This window comes from Corynebacterium sp. LK28, from assembly GCF_014335105.1.
GTDB classification, from domain to species: Bacteria; Actinomycetota; Actinomycetes; order Mycobacteriales; family Mycobacteriaceae; genus Corynebacterium; species Corynebacterium macclintockiae.
This window is the reverse complement of record NZ_PDGZ01000008.1, coordinates 28192-45028: the sequence shown is the minus strand read 5'-3', so window position 1 is coordinate 45028 and position 16837 is coordinate 28192. Positions and strand designations below refer to the sequence as shown.

The 16837-nt window shown below is 62.9% G+C and carries 11 protein-coding genes; 7 read left to right on the top strand and 4 right to left on the bottom strand.

What is annotated here, in order from left to right; translation table 11 throughout:
• Positions 1–95 precede the first annotated feature (95 nt).
• The 3 genes from galT (at position 96) to panD (ending at position 3025) form a co-directional block, all read left to right on the top strand.
• On the top strand, positions 96–1247 hold the full coding sequence (galT, locus tag CRD15_RS02480; protein ID WP_187401816.1) for a galactose-1-phosphate uridylyltransferase: 1152 nt from the start codon (positions 96–98) through the stop codon (positions 1245–1247).
• Positions 1237–2496, top strand: a complete 1260-nt coding sequence (gene galK / locus CRD15_RS02475) for a galactokinase (protein ID WP_187401815.1) — start codon at positions 1237–1239, stop codon at positions 2494–2496. Before galT ends, galK begins: the two co-directional genes overlap by 11 nt.
• Before the next feature lie 112 nt (positions 2497–2608).
• A complete protein-coding gene (gene panD, locus CRD15_RS02470) occupies positions 2609–3025 on the top strand; it encodes an aspartate 1-decarboxylase (protein ID WP_187401814.1) in 417 nt (138 codons plus the stop codon).
• On the opposite strand, the gene CRD15_RS02465 is transcribed toward panD, so the two are convergent.
• Positions 3022–4209, bottom strand: coding sequence for a hypothetical protein (locus tag CRD15_RS02465; RefSeq protein ID WP_187401813.1), 1188 nt, complete (start codon positions 4207–4209; stop codon positions 3022–3024). The genes panD and CRD15_RS02465 overlap by 4 nt on opposite strands.
• Positions 4210–4368: 159 nt before the next feature.
• Here CRD15_RS02465 and lysS point away from each other — a divergent pair, with 159 nt between their 5' ends.
• The 3 genes from lysS (at position 4369) to CRD15_RS02450 (ending at position 8973) form a co-directional block, all read left to right on the top strand.
• Complete coding sequence (lysS, locus tag CRD15_RS02460; RefSeq protein WP_187401812.1) at positions 4369–5976, top strand: lysine--tRNA ligase; 1608 nt, start codon at positions 4369–4371, stop codon at positions 5974–5976.
• 312 nt (positions 5977–6288) lie between these two features.
• Positions 6289–7707 carry an acyl-CoA dehydrogenase family protein gene (locus CRD15_RS02455; protein WP_034992452.1) on the top strand — a complete coding sequence of 473 codons (1419 nt, stop codon included), beginning with the start codon at positions 6289–6291 and terminating at the stop codon, positions 7705–7707.
• Positions 7708–7764: 57 nt separating this feature from the next.
• On the top strand, positions 7765–8973 hold the full coding sequence (locus tag CRD15_RS02450) for an acyl-CoA dehydrogenase family protein (protein WP_034969112.1): 1209 nt from the start codon (positions 7765–7767) through the stop codon (positions 8971–8973).
• A 110-nt stretch (positions 8974–9083) separates the two neighbouring features.
• On the opposite strand, the gene thiD is transcribed toward CRD15_RS02450, so the two are convergent.
• Together thiD and CRD15_RS02440 are read right to left on the bottom strand one after the other, a co-directional pair.
• Positions 9084–9932, bottom strand: a complete 849-nt coding sequence (gene thiD / locus CRD15_RS02445; RefSeq protein WP_230580661.1) for a bifunctional hydroxymethylpyrimidine kinase/phosphomethylpyrimidine kinase — start codon at positions 9930–9932, stop codon at positions 9084–9086.
• A 629-nt stretch (positions 9933–10561) separates the two neighbouring features.
• Positions 10562–12325 (bottom strand): AMP-binding protein, encoded by a 1764-nt coding sequence (locus CRD15_RS02440; RefSeq protein WP_043012599.1) that lies wholly within the window; start codon positions 12323–12325, stop codon positions 10562–10564.
• A gap of 449 nt (positions 12326–12774) precedes the next feature.
• Here CRD15_RS02440 and CRD15_RS02435 point away from each other — a divergent pair, with 449 nt between their 5' ends.
• Positions 12775–15429, top strand: a complete 2655-nt coding sequence (locus CRD15_RS02435; RefSeq protein WP_043012598.1) for an ATP-dependent Clp protease ATP-binding subunit — start codon at positions 12775–12777, stop codon at positions 15427–15429.
• Here CRD15_RS02435 and CRD15_RS02430 read toward each other — a convergent pair whose 3' ends face one another.
• Positions 15430–16794, bottom strand: a complete 1365-nt coding sequence (locus tag CRD15_RS02430; protein ID WP_043012597.1) for a lipase family protein — start codon at positions 16792–16794, stop codon at positions 15430–15432. It lies immediately after the preceding gene.
• Positions 16795–16837: the final 43 nt, after the last annotated feature.

The following is a 16837-nucleotide window of genomic DNA, read 5'->3' as shown; positions in this document are numbered from 1 at the left end:
CACACGCTCGAGAACTACATGCTAGAGCCCGCCCCTTTCCCTTAAAGGAGGCGGGCGCTTTACTTCACGCGTCCTTGGGCGCCCTACTTAAGGAAGTGATTTACGCCGTGCAGCACGATGTCAAAGTAACCCGAACCACGCTGGCCGACGGCCGCGAGCTGCTGTACTTCGACGACGAGCCGGCTTATGTCCGTGGCGAGAAGCAGCGCGAGCTGCACGATCCCCGCGACCTGCCGCAGGCCACCACGGAATCCGAGATGCGGCAGGACCCTCTGACCGGCCAGTGGTATGTCTACGCCGCGCACCGCATGAACCGCACGTTTATGCCTCCGGCCAACGAAAATCCGCTGGCTCCCACCAGGCCTGGCGAGCTGCCCACCGAGGTACCCGCCGACGATTACGACGTCGTGGTCTTCGAAAACCGCTTCCCGTCCTTGTCGGTCCACATGGAGGTGCCGGAGGATTTCGCCGCCCACGTCGACGGCCAGGAACTGTTCCCCCGCAGGCCTGCCATCGGCCGCTGCGAGGTCGTCTGCTTCACTCCGGACGTGAGCTCTTCGTTTAGGGATCTGCCCTACGAGCGCGCCCGCACCGTCGTCGAGGCCTGGGCCCACCGCACCGCTGAACTTTCCGCCATCGAAGGCATCCGCTATGTGTTCCCCTTCGAAAACCGCGGCAAGGAGATCGGCGTGACCTTGCAGCACCCGCACGGCCAGATTTACTCCTATCCCTTCCTCCCGCCGCGTGCCGCTGAGGTAGCCGCGCGCGCTCGGGCGTTTAGGGAAAGCACTGGTAAGGATCTTTTTGACGCCACTTTGTCCGCCGAAAAAGAATCCGGCACCCGCATACTCTTGGCCGGCGAGCACTTCACGGCCTATGTGCCGGCTGCAGCCAAGTGGCCGGTGGAGGTCATCCTCATGGCCAACCGAGCGGTGCCGGACTTCGCGGCGCTATCCGACGAAGAGAAGGATGAGCTGACCCGCTTCTACCTGGATCTGCTGGGCCGAATGGACCGCTTTTTCGAAGGTGTGGAACGCACCCCCTATATTGCGGCCTGGAACCAGGCGCCGGTGGGGGAGGGGCGCGAGGACGGTCGCTTGTACTTGCAGCTGTATTCGATGATGCGTTCTCCGGGGCGCATGAAGTTCCTGGCCGGTAGCGAGTCGGGCCAGGAGGCCTGGATCTCCGACACCACTCCGGAGAGGATCGCCGAACGTTTCCGGGAGGTCGCCGACAATGCCAACTAGCCAAACCAACGCAGCACAGAACGCTGGTGCTCCGCGCTGGCTGCAGACCCGCTCCGAGGAGCAGGGTGCTGCCGATGCGCGCTCCCTATTCCAGCAGGTCTACGGCTATGAACCCGCAGGCGTGTGGTCCGCGCCGGGGCGCGTGAACCTCATCGGCGAGCACGTCGACTATGCCGATGGCATTAGCCTGCCCTTCGCACTGTCCCAGCGCACCTACGTGGCTGCTGCCAAGAACGACGACGGTGTGTACCGCGTGGCCTCCCGCTTCGGCGACCCCGCGGAGATCGTCCACTTCGAGATCCCCGTCGCCGAGGTTGGTCCCGGCAACCCCGCCAACTGGGCGGGCTACGCCGTCGGCGCGATTTGGGCGGCCACCGAGGCAGGGCTGATGCCCGCCGGTGGCCTGAACCTCGCCATCGAATCCGACGTTCCCGTCGGCGCGGGGTTGTCCAGCTCCGCGGCTCTGGAATGCTCGGCGGCTCTGGCGGCCTTCGACCTATACGGCGGCGCGACCCTTGATGATGCGGTCCGCAACGGGCTCATGGGGGCGTCCATAAGAGCAGAGAACGAGGTCGTCGGCGCCTCAACGGGCGGCCTCGACCAGCGTATTTCGCTGTTTGGCCAGGCCGGCCACGCGCTGGCCATCGACTTCGCCGAAGACAGCGCCACCCAGGTGCCCTTCGACATCGCGGCGCGGGGGCTGGCGATTCTCATTATGAATACGAACGCCCCGCACAAGCTAAACGACGGGCAATACGCGGCACGGCGAGCCGTGATCGACGGAGTGACCGCCGACCTTGGGGTGAGCAGCCTGCGCTTCGCCGAGGAAGCCGAGGATGCCTCCGTGGGCTGGGCCAAGGCTAACGACGTGGATCCGGTGGAGGTGGCCGCCCGCGTGCGCCACGTGGTAAGCGAGATCGCCCGCACGGCCGAGGCGATTAAGCAGGTCAGCGCCGGTGACATGGAGGCTTTCGGGCGCTCGATGCAGGGCAGCCACGCCTCCCTGCGCGACGACTACGAGGTCACCGTCCCGGAGCTGGATACCGCGGTGGATGTTGCGATGGCTCAGGGCGCGCTAGGTGCGCGCATGACCGGTGGTGGGTTCGGCGGCTCCGCGATTGCGCTGCTGCGTGAGGATCAGGTGGAGGCGACGGCCACAGCGGTGGCTGAGGCTTTCGCGGAGAAGGGCTTCAACGAGCCCGAGTTCGTGGTGGCACTGCCGAGCGACGGCGCGCACCGGAACGCTTAAAAGTTGCACACCGGAACGCCGAAGAGACGCGCACCATATCGGTGCGCGGTGAACGGGCGCAAAAGAACAGCTAAATAGCATATTCGGTTAGCCCCGAGTAAGGTGTTCACCCGTGTTGCGAACCATGCTGAAATCAAAGATCCACCGTGCGACGGTCACCCAGGCCGACCTGCACTACGTCGGCTCGTGCACCATCGACGCTGATCTGATGGAAGCTGCCGACATCCTCGAGGGCGAGCAGATCGATATCGTCGATATCGATAACGGCAACCGCCTGACGACCTACGCCATCACCGGTGACCGGGGTACCGGCGTGATCGGCATCAACGGCGCTGCCGCGCGCCTGATTAGCCCCGGCGACCTGGTGATCATCATCGGCTACGCCCAGTACAGCGAGGAAGACCTGAAGAGCTACACCTCGCGTGTCGTCTTTGTGGACGAGAACAACAAGCAGGTGGAGCTCGGCGGCGATCCGGCGCACGTGCCGGACGGCTCGGGGCTCAAGAACCCGCGCCACCCGGAAGGCTAGTTGAACTCGAATTCTCCCTCGTCGTTGCGCTTCACGTGGAAGCGCCACAGCGGCATTCCCTCTTCCTCAAGGGACGTTTCCGTTGCCGTGAGTGTGTCCGATCCGATAATCACGAAGTCGCTGTTGCTATAACGCAACCCAACCTCCGAGCAGAAACGCTGGCTGCCCTTGCCATCAGACAAAGGAGTCACCGTATTACCAGCAACCTTCATCAGCTGGTATTCGCCGTCAGGGGACTGTAGACCTATCTCGGTCGGAGGGAACGGTGGCGACTCGTCTTCGTAGGCATACTCCACTTCGGCACAAACCTTGCCGTAATCCTGCGGATTGTCGGTAGGAATCTCAAGGCTCATCAGCTTCATTTTTGTCTTACCGACGCCCACCTTTTCAGTGACCGACTCTTCCTTAGGCTTGGCCTTGTCGCGGGACTCGAGGTAGCCGCCATCAACGAGGTCGATCTCTACGCGATCGCCGATTTCCAGTGGGCCGTTAGAGCCACCAATGTTCGCTTCCTTGCCCTCGAGTTCCTGATAACGGTTTGCCAAGTTAGTCAGCGAGCGCAACAGCGGCTTGACCGGGTCACAGCCGGACATGGAGATAACCTCTGCATATTCCAACGGTGTTCCCTCCGGGCCGGAAAGCATGCACGCATTTACTACCTCGGCAGATTTCCATCCTTGAAGACCATCGTCGGATAGCTCCTTTCGTTCAGCATCCCCATTGGGAAGATCGTCGAGATTGGAGCCATTCTTGGTGGCGGACAGTGCAGTGTAGATCGAAGTTTCTTTGAGCTCATCGGGCTGATCGCCACTGATTTGCGGCTTTATATAGCCGGAGCAGGTTTCTGAATTGACGTACACGTCAGCAGAGTCCAGCGGCTGCATCTTCGCGCCATCCACGTACGCGCTGTCAAAGAAAGCTTGGTCGAGTTTGCAGTCGCTGAACTTGCCGTCCGCGAAGATTTCCCGCAGCTTGTCGTCGCTGATCTCTGGGGAGACGTCGGAGAAACTGTTATTGGAGCCGGAGTTTTCCTTCTTGCCCCCGTAGGAAACCTCTTCGCTGGCGCCTTCCGGGCGCTGAAAAGCGGAGCAGCTGGATGCGAAAACCAAAGAGCCCGCTGCCAAGCAGGCAGCTGTGGCGCGGGCGTACTTATGGGTGAAAGTAGCGGGGCGTGAACTAAACATGTTTGAGTGCTTCCGTAGTCTTCGTGTCTTCGTCCGGTGTACTTCGTGCATTGGTCGTCGTGCAACGATCCGTCATATGTTCCCTAAAGCTAACACCCTCGAGCGTCTCGCACGCCTCAATCGATTACCTGTCCGCCCCATGCGCTAGGCTTTGTAAGCGTGACTGACGCAGCAAATACCCCCGCACAAGACCTGCCCGAACAGCTACGCATCCGCCGCGAAAAGCGGCAGCGCATCCTCGAATCCGGCAAGGACGCCTACCCGGTAGAGGTGCCACGCACCCACTCCCTGGCCGAGGTACGCGCACAGTGGGCCGTGAAGAAGGATGACGGTGAAGCTGAGGCGCAGCCGGTTGAAACAGAGGGCGTCACTTACCTCGCCGCAGGCGAAGAAACCCAGGACGTCGTCAGCATTACCGGTCGCCTGATCTTCATGCGTAACACCGGAAAACTGTGCTTCGCCACGCTGCAGGACGGCGACGGCACGCAGCTGCAGGCCATGCTTTCCCTGGCGGAGGTAGGGGAGGACGCGCTGGCTGCGTGGAAGGCCGACGTGGACCTCGGCGACTTTATCGGCGTGACGGGTCGCGTGATCGCCTCCCGTCGCGGCGAGCTGTCCGTGATGGCCAGCGAGTGGGTCATGGCAGCAAAGTCTCTGCGTCCGCTGCCGGTGGCTTTCGCTGAGATGAACGAAGAGACCCGCGTACGCCAGCGCTACAACGACCTGATCGTGCGCGAGGAAGCCCGCAAGAACGCAATGACCCGCGTGAAGGTCATCCGCGCGCTGCGTGACTACATGGAGGGCGAGGGCTTCGTAGAGATCGAGACCCCGATGCTGCAGACCCTGCACGGTGGCGCGGCGGCCCGTCCGTTCGTGACCCACTCCAACGCCCTGGATATCGACCTGTACCTGCGCATTGCGCCGGAGCTGTTCCTGAAGCGCGCTGTGGTCGGTGGCATCGACCGCGTCTTCGAGATCAACCGCAACTTCCGCAACGAGGGCGTGGACAAGTCCCACTCCCCGGAGTTTGCGATGCTGGAGACCTATGCAGCATGGGGCGACTACGACGACTGCGCGCGTACCACCCGCGAGTCCATCCAGTACATCGTGGACCAGCTGACCAAGGGCACCGACCTGGAGGGTACCGGCAAGGTGCGCCTGGCCGACGGCACCGAGTTCGACTTCGGCGGGGAGTGGAAGGAAATCGAGATGTACCCCTCGCTGAACGAGGCACTTGCGCGCAAGTACCCCGGCCAGCCGGAGGTGACGATCGACTCCACCGTTGAGGAACTGAAGGAGATCGCCAAGGTCATTGGCCTGGACGTTCCCGTCAAGGGGGGCTGGGGCCACGGCAAGCTGGTGGAGGAAATCTGGGAGGTCCTGTGCGAGGACCAGCTGGAAGGCCCCATCTTCGTGCGTAACTTCCCGGTCGAGACCTCCCCGCTGACCCGCCAGCACCGCAGCAAGCCAGGTGTGACGGAGAAGTGGGACCTGTACGTCCGCGGCTTCGAGCTGGCCACCGGCTACTCCGAGCTGGTGGATCCGGTTATTCAGCGCGAGCGTTTCGAGGATCAGGCACGCCTGGCCGCCAATGGTGACGACGAGGCAATGCGTCTGGACGAAGATTTCCTGGCCGCCATGGAGCAAGGCATGCCGCCGACGGCAGGTACCGGCATGGGAATCGATCGACTGCTGATGGCTCTGACCGGCCTGGGCATCCGCGAGACCGTGCTGTTCCCGATCGTGAAGCCGGAGCGTGACAACTAGTTCGCAATCTCAGGAGGCGGAGGCGGCAGCCGCGCCGGGGCGTAGCCTTCGGGGGCGCCGCCGGTTGGGGGAGGCGGTGGGGGACCGCCGGTGGGGGAGGTGCTGCTGCGGGGAAGCGTAGCCTTCGGGGCGCCGCCGCTGGAGGAGCGTAGGGCAGCGTGGGTGCAGCTCGCCCGTGTGGGTGTAATTTCCCCAATGTTTTGTCTCAAAATGTGATGCGCGCCATTATCCTGGTTTATGCTACGTACATAATTATCCGCACATGCAGATATGTAATTTGCGCTGACAACCAGTGAAAGGTGGCCGCACGAAATGAGCGACCGAAGCAAGCGTGCCGATTCGACTCCTGGCCTGAACAACATCAAGCGAGACGCAATCGGTACCGTCATGGGAGTCTTGACGAAGTTCACCGGCTCCGACCTGGCAGAGAAGTACGGTCTGAGCAAGAAGGTGGACCGCGTTGCCTACCAGTCCACCAAGACCGGCATGCGCACCCTGGGTGCCGTGAACCGCCAGTTCAAGAAGATCAAGGGCTCCGGCAAGCCGGTACGTCTGGCAAACCAGACCACCGACGAGAACAACCAGCCGATCCCGACCGAAACCCCGGCACCGGGCAAGGCGCCGTTCGACCTGACCCCGACCGAGGATCAGGAGATGATCGTCGCTGCTGTGCGCGAGTTCGCAGAAGAGCGCCTGCGCCCCACCGGCCACGACCAGAACGAAGCATCCGAGCCGGCCGAAGGCCTGCTGGAGGCTGCCGCTGAGCTGGGCGTTGCCCTGATCAACCTGCCGGAAGAGTACGAAGGCATTGCCTCCGCCTCCGGCGCCACCACCAACGCTCTGATCGCCGAGGCTCTGGCATACGGCGACATGGGCCAGGCCGTCGCCATCCTGGCACCGGCCGGCGTGGCCAACGTCATCACGAACTACGGTGACGACTCCCAGCAGAAGACCTACCTGCCGGAGTTCGCAGGCGAGTCCGTCCCGGCCGCCGCCGTGGTCGTCTCTGAGTCCCGCCCGCTGTTCGACCCCTTCACCCTGCAGACCACCGCCGTCCGCGAGGGAGACGACATCGTGATCAACGGTGTGAAGACCATGGTTCCGAACGCCGGCAAGGCCGAGCTGTTCGTCATCGCCGTGAACCTGGACGGCGAGAACACCTTCGTCATCGTCGAGTCCGACACCGAGGGCCTGGTTGTCGAGGCTGACCCGTCCATGGGTCTGCGCGGCGCAGCCCTGGGTCGAGTCCTGCTGAAGGACGTCCGCGTTCCGGCCAGCCAGCTGCTGGGCGGCAAGGATCTGCCGGCCGACGAGCGCAAGGAAAACTACGCAGAGATCATCCGCCGCTCCCGCCTGGGCTGGGCTGCACTGGCAGCCGGCACCGGCGAGGCCATCCTGGAGTACACCAAGAAGTACGTCAACGAGCGCGAAGCTTTCGGCGAGCCGATCTCCCACCGCCAGGCAGTGGCCTTCATGGTCGCCAACCTGCGCATTGAGCTCGACGGCCTGCGCCTGATCCTGCTGCGCGGCGTATCCCGCCTGGACCAGGGCCTGTCCTTCAATCGCGAGGCTGGCCTTGCCCGCCGCTACGCATCCGACAAGGGCATGGTCATGGGTCTCGACGGCGTGCAGCTGCTCGGTGGCCACGGCTTCACCAAGGAGCACCCGGTCGAGCGCTGGTACCGCGACATGCGCGCCATCGGCATCGCCGAGGGCGTAGTCGTCGTCTAACCCGCCACAATTCGAATCCATATCGAATAAGCACAAGGAACTTGAAGGAACCACATCATGATTAATCTGGAACTCCCCAAGCGTTTGAAGGCGGGCCAGAACCAAGCGCACCAGGCCGCCGCCGAAATCTTCCGCCCCATCTCCCGCAAGTACGACCTCGCGGAGCACGAGCGCCCCGTTGAGCTGGACACCATGGCCAGCCTGGTCGAGGGTATGGCAGACGCCGGCCAGGCAATGGCTGGCGCCTCCGGTGGCCGCGGCGATGAAAAGAAGAAGACTGAGGGCGTCAAGAATGGCGGCAACATGGCCTCCATCCTCAACGTCATCGAGACCTGCTGGGGCGACGTTGGACTCACCCTGTCCATCCCCTACCAGGGTCTGGGCAACGCAGCCGTAGCTGCCGTCGCCGACGACGAGCAGCTCGAGCGCTTCGGCAAGATCTGGGCCGCCATGGCCATTACCGAGCCGCAGTTCGGCTCTGACTCTGCAGCAGTTGCCGCCACCGCCAAGCTGGATGGCGACGAGTACGTCCTGAACGGTGAGAAGATCTTCGTCACCGCCGGCGAGCGCTGCACCCACGTTGTCGTCTGGGCATCCGTCGACAAGTCCGCAGGCCGCGCGGCCATCAAGTCCTTCGTCGTTCCGCGCGACACCCCGGGCTTCGAGCTGGTCCGCCTGGAGCACAAGCTGGGCATCCGCTCCTCCGACACCGCGCACTTCATCCTGGACAACGTCCGCATCCCGAAGGAGAACCTGCTGGGCTCCCCGGAGGTGGACACCAAGAAGGGCTTCGGCGGCGTGATGGCCACCTTCGACAACACCCGCCCGATGGTTGCCGCCATGGCCGTCGGTGTTGCCCGCGCTTCCCTGGAGAAGCTGCGCGAGATCCTCACCGACGCAGGTGTAGAGATCGATTATGACGCCCCCGCGTGGAACCAGCCCGCAGCCGCCAGCGAGTACATTCGCCTGGAGAGCGACTGGGAAGCTGCATACCTGATGACGATGCGCGCAGGCTGGATGGCTGACAACAAGCAGCCGAACAGCAAGGAAGCCTCCGAGTGCAAGGCGAAGGCAGGCCGCATGGCCACCGACCTGACCCTGCGTGCAGTCGAGATGGCCGGTGCCTACGGCTACTCCGAGCGCGACCTGCTGGAGAAGTGGGCTCGCGACTCCAAGATCCTGGACATCTTTGAGGGCACCCAGCAGATCCAGCAGCTGGTCGTCGCCCGCCGTGAGCTGGGACTTTCCTCCAAGGAGCTCAAGTAAGAGCCGGCCGCTGGTGCGCGAGGCGGCGGCTACGGTGCGAGCCGCGCGCCCGCGCCCGCGCCCAGCTGCCTGCGCCCGCGCTCGCGCCCAGCTGCCTAGCTGGCGCCTGCCTAGAACAGGCGCACTGAGTGATCAACGGGGCCATGGCCTTGACCGACTAGCAACTTGTCGGCATTGGCGATGGCCTCGTTGAGCCATTTTGTGGACCATTCCAACGCATCCTCTAGCGAATCTCCCGCGCCCAGTCTGGTGGCCAGTGCGGAAGACAAAGAACACCCCGTGCCGTGGGTGTTTTTTGTTTCCACGCGCGGGGAGCTGACCTTGTGCGTCTGCCCGTTCGGGGCCACGGCAATGTTTCCGGCCTCCGGCCCAGCCAGGTGCCCCAGCTTCACGATCACGGTGGTGTCGGTTTCCCGCGCCCACTTCGCGGCGATGTCCACGGCATCTTGCTCGCTGCTGGCAATGTCAGTCTTAGTCAGGAGTGCGAGCTCGGGGAGGTTCGGCGTCACTACCGAAGAAGCGGCAGCGAAGTCCCGCAGTGCGTCCTCGGCGTCCGCGGTGAGCAGCCGATCGCCCGAGGAAGCCACCGCCACCGGGTCCAGCACCGTCGTGACCTGGTGGTTCTGCAGGTAATCGCGGACGGTCTGGATGGTTTGGGTGTCGCCGAGCATGCCGATCTTCACAGCATCAACGGTGACGTCGTCGAAGACGGAATCGAGCTGCGCGCGGAGGAAATCCAGCGGGGGAGTGTGGATCTCGCGCACACCCTGCGTATTCTGCGCGACCAGCGCGGTGATCACGGACATGCCGTAGCCGCCCGCCGCCATGATGGACTTCAGGTCCGCCTGTGCGCCCGCCCCGCCCGTCGGATCCGTACCGGCGATGGACAGCACGCGCGGACGGAGGGGTTGGTTGGGGTTGCTGGTGGGGTTGCTATTGGTGCTGCTGATCTGGCTCATGCCAATCATTATTGCGCACGCCGTGGGGCACTGGCTGCGGTCAGCCACCCTTGCTGTTGTTTGAGGAGGTTGTTTCGGTTGTGTTCTGGTGATTCATGTTTTATGACGCCCACAGCCCTTGCCGGCTTTACGTATTGCTAAATGTCGGAAAAGTTGCAAAACTGCAGACTTGCTATTCCTGACCCTTGGTCTGCGATTCGCTGACCAGGGCTTTTGTTTTAGTAACGATCATCCCCAATAACGTTCTGCAACTTTTCCGACATTTACAGTCTTTGGGAGAGTGCAGGGTGAAACGGGAGGGGGTGGTTAGTGTCGTCTGGCGCTTGTAAGTGGTGCGGGTGTGCAAGTGGTGTGGGTGTGCAAGTGGGGGACTGATGGGGCGAGCGCTCTAGATCTAAGGGGGGTGGTGTAAGGCAAATGTCGCTAGATCGGGAATTCTGCACATGTGCTACCTCGTCCACCTTTTACGCGAAGCTCTGACCTGCGGTTTTACTTAGTCGAAAATTGAGTTCAGTAACAGATTCCCGTTCTAACGACATGTGGGGCTTAGTGAGAGCTGGGCTCAGCCTCTCAGGCCGCCGAAGCTCCAGCCCCTCAGCCCGCCGAGGCGCCAGCCTCATTCACCCCAACTAGGGCTGCGGAAGCTCGCGCGGAACCACCTTGCCCACCGCGTTGCGGGGCAGCTTGTCCAGGTATACGAAGTAACGCGGTACACTGTGGCGAGCCAAGTGAGCCTTGACCTGCAGCTTCGCCTGCTCCTCGAATTCCGCCTTCTCGGCGTCGGTCAGTTCGGCTGCGCTCTTGCCCTCCGGCACGACCCATGTGCACAGTGCCTGGCCGAACTCCGGATCCTCCACGCCTCGCACAGCGGACTCGGCAACGAAGTCCATGGAGTTGATCACGTCCTCGGTCTCCTGTGGGAAGACGTTCTCGCCACCGGAAACGATCATGTCGTCGCTGCGGCCAGAGATGAACAGCAGCCCGTCCTCGTTGTAGTATCCCAGGTCGCCGGTAGCGACCATGCCATCGATGATTTCCTTGTCAGAGCCGGGGCGTGTGTAGCCCTCGAACAGCATGTCGTTCTTCACGAAGATGCGTCCAATCTCGCCGTCCGGCAGCTCCTTGCCATCCTCGTCCAGAATCTTCAGCGTCGTCGCCATTGGCGGCTTACCTGCAGTGTTGATGTGCTTGCGCAGCTCCTCCGGGGTGGCAATGGAAGCCCAGCTGACCTCCGTCGACCCGTACAGGTTGTACAGCACGTCGCCGAACTTCTCCTGCGTCTCGCGCACGACCTTCGGTGGCAGCGCCTCGCCGGAGGTGGCAATGATCTTCGTGCCGGGGTTGAATCCTTCCGGGACGACCTCCAGCATGCGGCGCAGCATCGTCGGCACCATGGCGATGGTGTACGGGCGGTTCTTCTCGATCAGCTTCACGGCCCCTTCAGGGGAGAATCGCCGCTGCATAATCATGGTGTTGCGCAGCGCGAGCGCCAGCTGAATCTGCGCGAATCCCCAGGTGTGGAACATCGGCGCGGAGAGGAAGGAGGGGCGGTGGTGGCGCATCGGGATGCGGCTCATGATCGACGACGCCGGCATGTACGTCTTCGGTTCCGGTCGGCGCGCGCCCTTCGGTGTGCCGGTGGTGCCGGAGGTGAGGATGATGGTGCGGCCTTGGCGTGGGCGGCTGGGAATGGACAGGTTCTCCGGGGTAGTCCGCACTACCTCGTGCAGGGTGCTCCAGTCTTCGTTGCGGGTGGCGTAGTCGCCGCTATCGATTGCGTCCTGAATATTGGAAGGCTTCTTCAGTGCAGCCTCGGCCTCGCGGGAAAGCCCCAGCGTGTCGCCGTCTTCCCAGGCGATGATCACGGGGCAGGCGTCGAAGTCCTTCGGTAGTAGCGGGAGGAACTCTTCGTCGATAAACAGGATGTCGATCTTTTGTTCCTGTAGCACGGCTTGGGTCTGTTTTGCGGACGCCCCAGTGTTCAGCAGCACAATGTCTGTACCCAACCGACCGTGTGCGCAGAGGGTAAGGATGAAGCCGCGGTGGTTGCGGCACAGCACGCCAATACGATCGCGTTCGCGGACGCCGGTGCGGAACAGGGCTTGCGCCAAGGTGGAGGACTGTTCGTGCAGCTCTTGGTAGGTCATCGACCCAGCGTCATCGATGATGGCGGTGTGGTAGGGGTCGCGTGCAGCGCCGATGGCTAGCAGGCCGGCGGGGAGGAAGCTCCACTGGATAACGCCCTTCAATGCCTTGGACGCGGCGATCGGACTCATTGAACCCAGAACGCCGGACTTGAACAGTGGCAGAGTGCCCTTTAGGAGCGTGCCTGCGGTTCCGATCTGTTCAGTGAGGGAGGGCTTCGTTAGCTGGGCGGCTGCAGCTGCGTTCATTTCTGGGTAACTCTCCTTGGGTCGGCGTTTGGGTTGGGTTGGCGTTTGGGGCTGCGCCTATCGGTAGTGCCCCGGGGAACTAACCCGGAGTGGCGCCTCGACTTGAGCGGTTTATATCTTTTTAGTGGTGTACATCACTGTAATGTTCGCAAAGCAAAAAGTTCTCGGTTTGAAAAAATAACTATGCAAAGATGGCCGGTCTATATGCGTGCCAGAAAGGGCGTTCGCTGACGGCGTACAGCGTCGAAAATTCTGCCATGAATAGTTGTTGACCTGCTGATATGGGGGTATTTGGGGTCGAAGGGGCGTCGGAATAAGGCGGCGACAACGCAGTGTTGTGTGGAAGGCGATATGAGTTGCCCGCACTCACGGCTAAGGTGGGCAGCATTGGCGAATACACAAGCTAAGTCTTTGGAAACTAGCCACATCTTTTGTAAAGGGAGCACACCATGTTCGAGAGGTTCACGGATCGCGCGCGTCGCGTCGTTGTGTTGGCGCAGGAAGAAGCCCGCGCGCTGAATCACAACTACATCGGCACAGAGCACATCCTGCTCGGCCTGATTCAGGAGGGCGAAGGCGTAGCAGCGAAGGCCCTGGAATCCATGGGTATCTCCCTGGACGCCGTGCGTACCGAAGTCAAGGACATCATCGGCACCGGCGGTCACCCGCCGAGCGGCTACATTCCCTTCACCCCGCGGGCCAAGAAGGTCCTGGAGCTCGCATTGCGCGAGGCGCTGCAGCTAGGCCACAAGTACATCGGCACCGAGCACATCCTGCTGGGCCTCATCCGCGAGGGTGAGGGCGTGGCAGCGCAAGTGCTGGTCAAGCTCGGCGCTGACCTGTCCCGCGTGCGCCAGCAGGTGATCCAGCTGCTCAGCGGCTACGAGGGTAACGAGGAAGAAGGCGGCGGCGAGCCCGCTGCTGCTGGCGTGGGCAGCACCGGTGAAGGTGTACCGAGCCGCCCTGGCCAGAAGTCCAACTCCCTGGTGCTAGATCAGTTCGGCCGTAACCTCACCCAGGCCGCTAAGGATGGCAAGCTGGATCCGGTTGTGGGGCGCGAGAATGAAATCGAGCGCGTCATGCAGGTCCTGTCCCGCCGCACTAAGAACAACCCGGTGCTTATCGGCGAGCCCGGTGTGGGTAAAACCGCTGTGGTGGAAGGCCTGGCGCTGGACATTGTCAACGGAAAGGTGCCGGAGACGCTGAAGGATAAGCAGCTGTACTCCCTGGACCTGGGTTCCCTGGTGGCGGGCTCCCGCTACCGCGGTGACTTCGAGGAGCGCCTGAAGAAGGTGCTGAAGGAGATCAACCAGCGCGGTGACATCATCCTGTTCATCGACGAGATCCACACGCTGGTCGGTGCGGGTGCCGCCGAGGGCGCGATCGACGCTGCCAGCATCCTGAAGCCGAAGCTGGCTCGCGGCGAGCTGCAGACCATCGGTGCGACCACCCTGGACGAGTACCGCAAGCACATCGAGAAGGATGCCGCGCTGGAGCGTCGCTTCCAGCCGGTTCAGGTCCCGGAACCTTCTGTCGAGCTGACCGTGGAGATCCTGAAGGGGCTGCGCGACCGCTACGAGGCGCACCACCGCGTATCCATCACTGACGGTGCGCTGAAGGCCGCAGCCCAGTTGGCGGACCGCTACATCAACGACCGCTTCCTGCCGGATAAGGCCGTGGACCTGATCGACGAGGCCGGCGCCCGCATGCGTATCAAGCGCATGACCGCCCCGAAGTCCATCCAGGATGTCGACGACAAGATCGCCGAGGTGCGCCGCAAGAAGGAAGCCGCCATCGACGACCAGGACTTCGAGAAGGCAGCAGCCCTGCGCGACGACGAGCGCAAGCTGGGCGAAGAGCGCGCGGAGAAGGAAAAGGCCTGGCGCGCAGGTGAGCTGGACGAGGTCGCCGAGGTCGGCGAGGAGCAGATCGCCGAGGTCATGGGCACCTGGACCGGCATCCCCGTGTTCAAGCTCACCGAGGAAGAGTCCACCCGCCTGCTGCACATGGAAGACGAGCTGCACAAGCGCATCATCGGCCAGGACGATGCCGTCAAGGCTGTCTCCCGCGCCATCCGCCGCACCCGCGCTGGGCTGAAGGACCCGAAGCGCCCGTCCGGTTCGTTCATCTTCGCCGGCCCGTCCGGTGTGGGTAAGACCGAGCTGTCGAAGGCTCTGGCCGAGTTCCTGTTCGGCGACGACGATGCGCTGATCCAGATCGACATGGGCGAGTTCCACGACAAGTTCACGGCATCCCGCCTGTTCGGTGCCCCTCCGGGATACGTCGGCTACGACGAGGGCGGCCAGCTGACCGAGAAGGTCCGCCGCAAGCCGTTCTCTGTGGTGCTGTTCGACGAGATCGAGAAGGCGCACACCGAGATCTACAACACCCTGCTGCAGGTGCTGGAAGACGGTCGCCTGACCGACGGCCAGGGCCGCATGGTGGACTTCAAGAACACTGTCCTGATCTTCACCTCGAACCTGGGCACCAGGGACATCTCGAAGGCTGTGGGCATGGGCTTCAGCAGCTCCGGCGAGGCCGACGAGGAAACCCAGTACGAGCGGATGAAGCAGAAGGTCGACGACGAGCTGAAGAAGCACTTCCGTCCGGAGTTCCTGAACCGTATCGACGACATTGTGGTCTTCCACCAGCTGACCCGCGAGCAGATCGTGCAGATGGTGGACCTGCTGTTGGGACGCGTGCGCGCCGCGCTGAAGGCAAAGGACATGGATCTGGAGCTCACCGAGCAGGCGAAGTCCCTGCTGGCCAAGCGCGGATTCGACCCAGTGCTGGGTGCTCGTCCGCTACGCCGAACGATCCAGCGCGAGATCGAGGATCACCTGTCCGAGAAGATCCTGTTCGGCGAGATCGGCGCCGGCGAAATCGTCACCGTCGACGTCGAGAACTGGGACGGCGAGTCCAAGGGCGAGGATGCGAAGTTCGTCTTCGGCACCAAGCCCAAGCCACTGCCGGAGGTCGGCATTGACGGTGCGGCCGCCGACGAGGCCCAGGAGGCTGTGTCTGTCGCCGCCGAGGCCAACGTGCCGGAGGATAAGGATTTTGACGCCGCAGACTCCAGCAACGATTGGAATCAGAAAGGCTAACTAAGCCTTGTTGAACGGCACTGGGCGGCCGTGGAGCACATTATCCAGCCAGTCCAGCGCCGGCAGTAGGTGCGTAAACATCGGCAGCATGTGATCGCCCAGCGGAACGGTGCGGGGGATGTTGTGCTCCACGTAGTTCACCTTCGTGCCACCCTCTGCCCACTGGCGGGCCATGCGGCGGCTCTGCTCCACGGGGATCGTGTCATCATTCGTGCCATGCCCCACGTACACAGGGACCTGGGGTGGGCGGTTGCCGATGCGTTGGGCGTCAACAAGCTTCTTAAAAGGCTCCTGCCGCAACAGTTCCGTAAGCGATTCGCCGGACTTTGTCAGGGTGCGTGTGTCGGTGTAGGCGTGGCGCGCCAGTGATTCGGGGAGGCACTCGCTGGCGGTCTTGCGTACATATTCCTTGCCCTTGGCATTCATGCGCGACTCGACGGCATCGCGGATCTCTGGGTTAGAGATCAGGAAGCCATTCAGTGTGTAGCCCAAAGCAGCGGCCAGTGGGCCGTTGTCGATGGCGGTGGAAGTCATGGCCAGATCGGCCGGCACGCCGCCGGCGTAGCCGGCCTTCAGGTTGATCTCGGGGGCGTAGGTTGCGGCCAGCTCGAGTGCTGCGGCGGAAGATCCACCGCCCTGCGAGTAACCCCACAGCGCTACCGGTGCGGACTTCGGCACCCGCTGCATGTTCTTGGCTGCGCGAGCCATGTCCAGGGTGGCGTTGCCCTGATCTACGCGATTCATGTAGGTGTGCTGGGCTGGGCTGCCCAAACCGTTCAGGTCCGTCAGCGCCACCGCCCAACCGCGGGAGAGCGCGGCGGCGACAGGGGTGGCCTCGTATTCCAGCCCCAGTGGCAGCAGCTTGCCCGGGGCGCACGCATCACCGCTGCCCTGGGTGCCCGGCGCAACGACCAGCAAAGGACGCTCGCCGCCGCCGGTGTAGGGGGCTCGGGGCACCAGGACGGTGCCGGTGACGGGGACGGTTTCACCGCGAGAGTTGGTGGAAACATAAGCCACGCGCTGGGCTTCGCTGTTGGTCCAGTCGACGAAGGGGATGCCAAGTGCGAAGTTGCTGGGGGCGGTCTTCAAGATTTCCCCTGGCTTACCCTTCACCTGCAGCGGCAGGGAGGAGTAGAACCCGTCCGGATCGTGGTTAGGCAGGGAGCCGACGGCGGACTTGCCACTGCCCGTGGCTGCGGCCCTGGATAGCGAACCTTCCACGGAACCATAAAAGCCGCCCTGGGAGGGGGCGGCTACAGCCACAGGCGTGGCCGATACGGCGGCCGCGGGCAGAAGAACTGCACAGGCCGCGGCTAGGGAACGGGTGAAACGAAGGCGGTGGAAACTCTTACGGGGAAACGTCATAGGAAAATCCTAAACGTATTCCCCCGGGAAAGTGTTAGATATT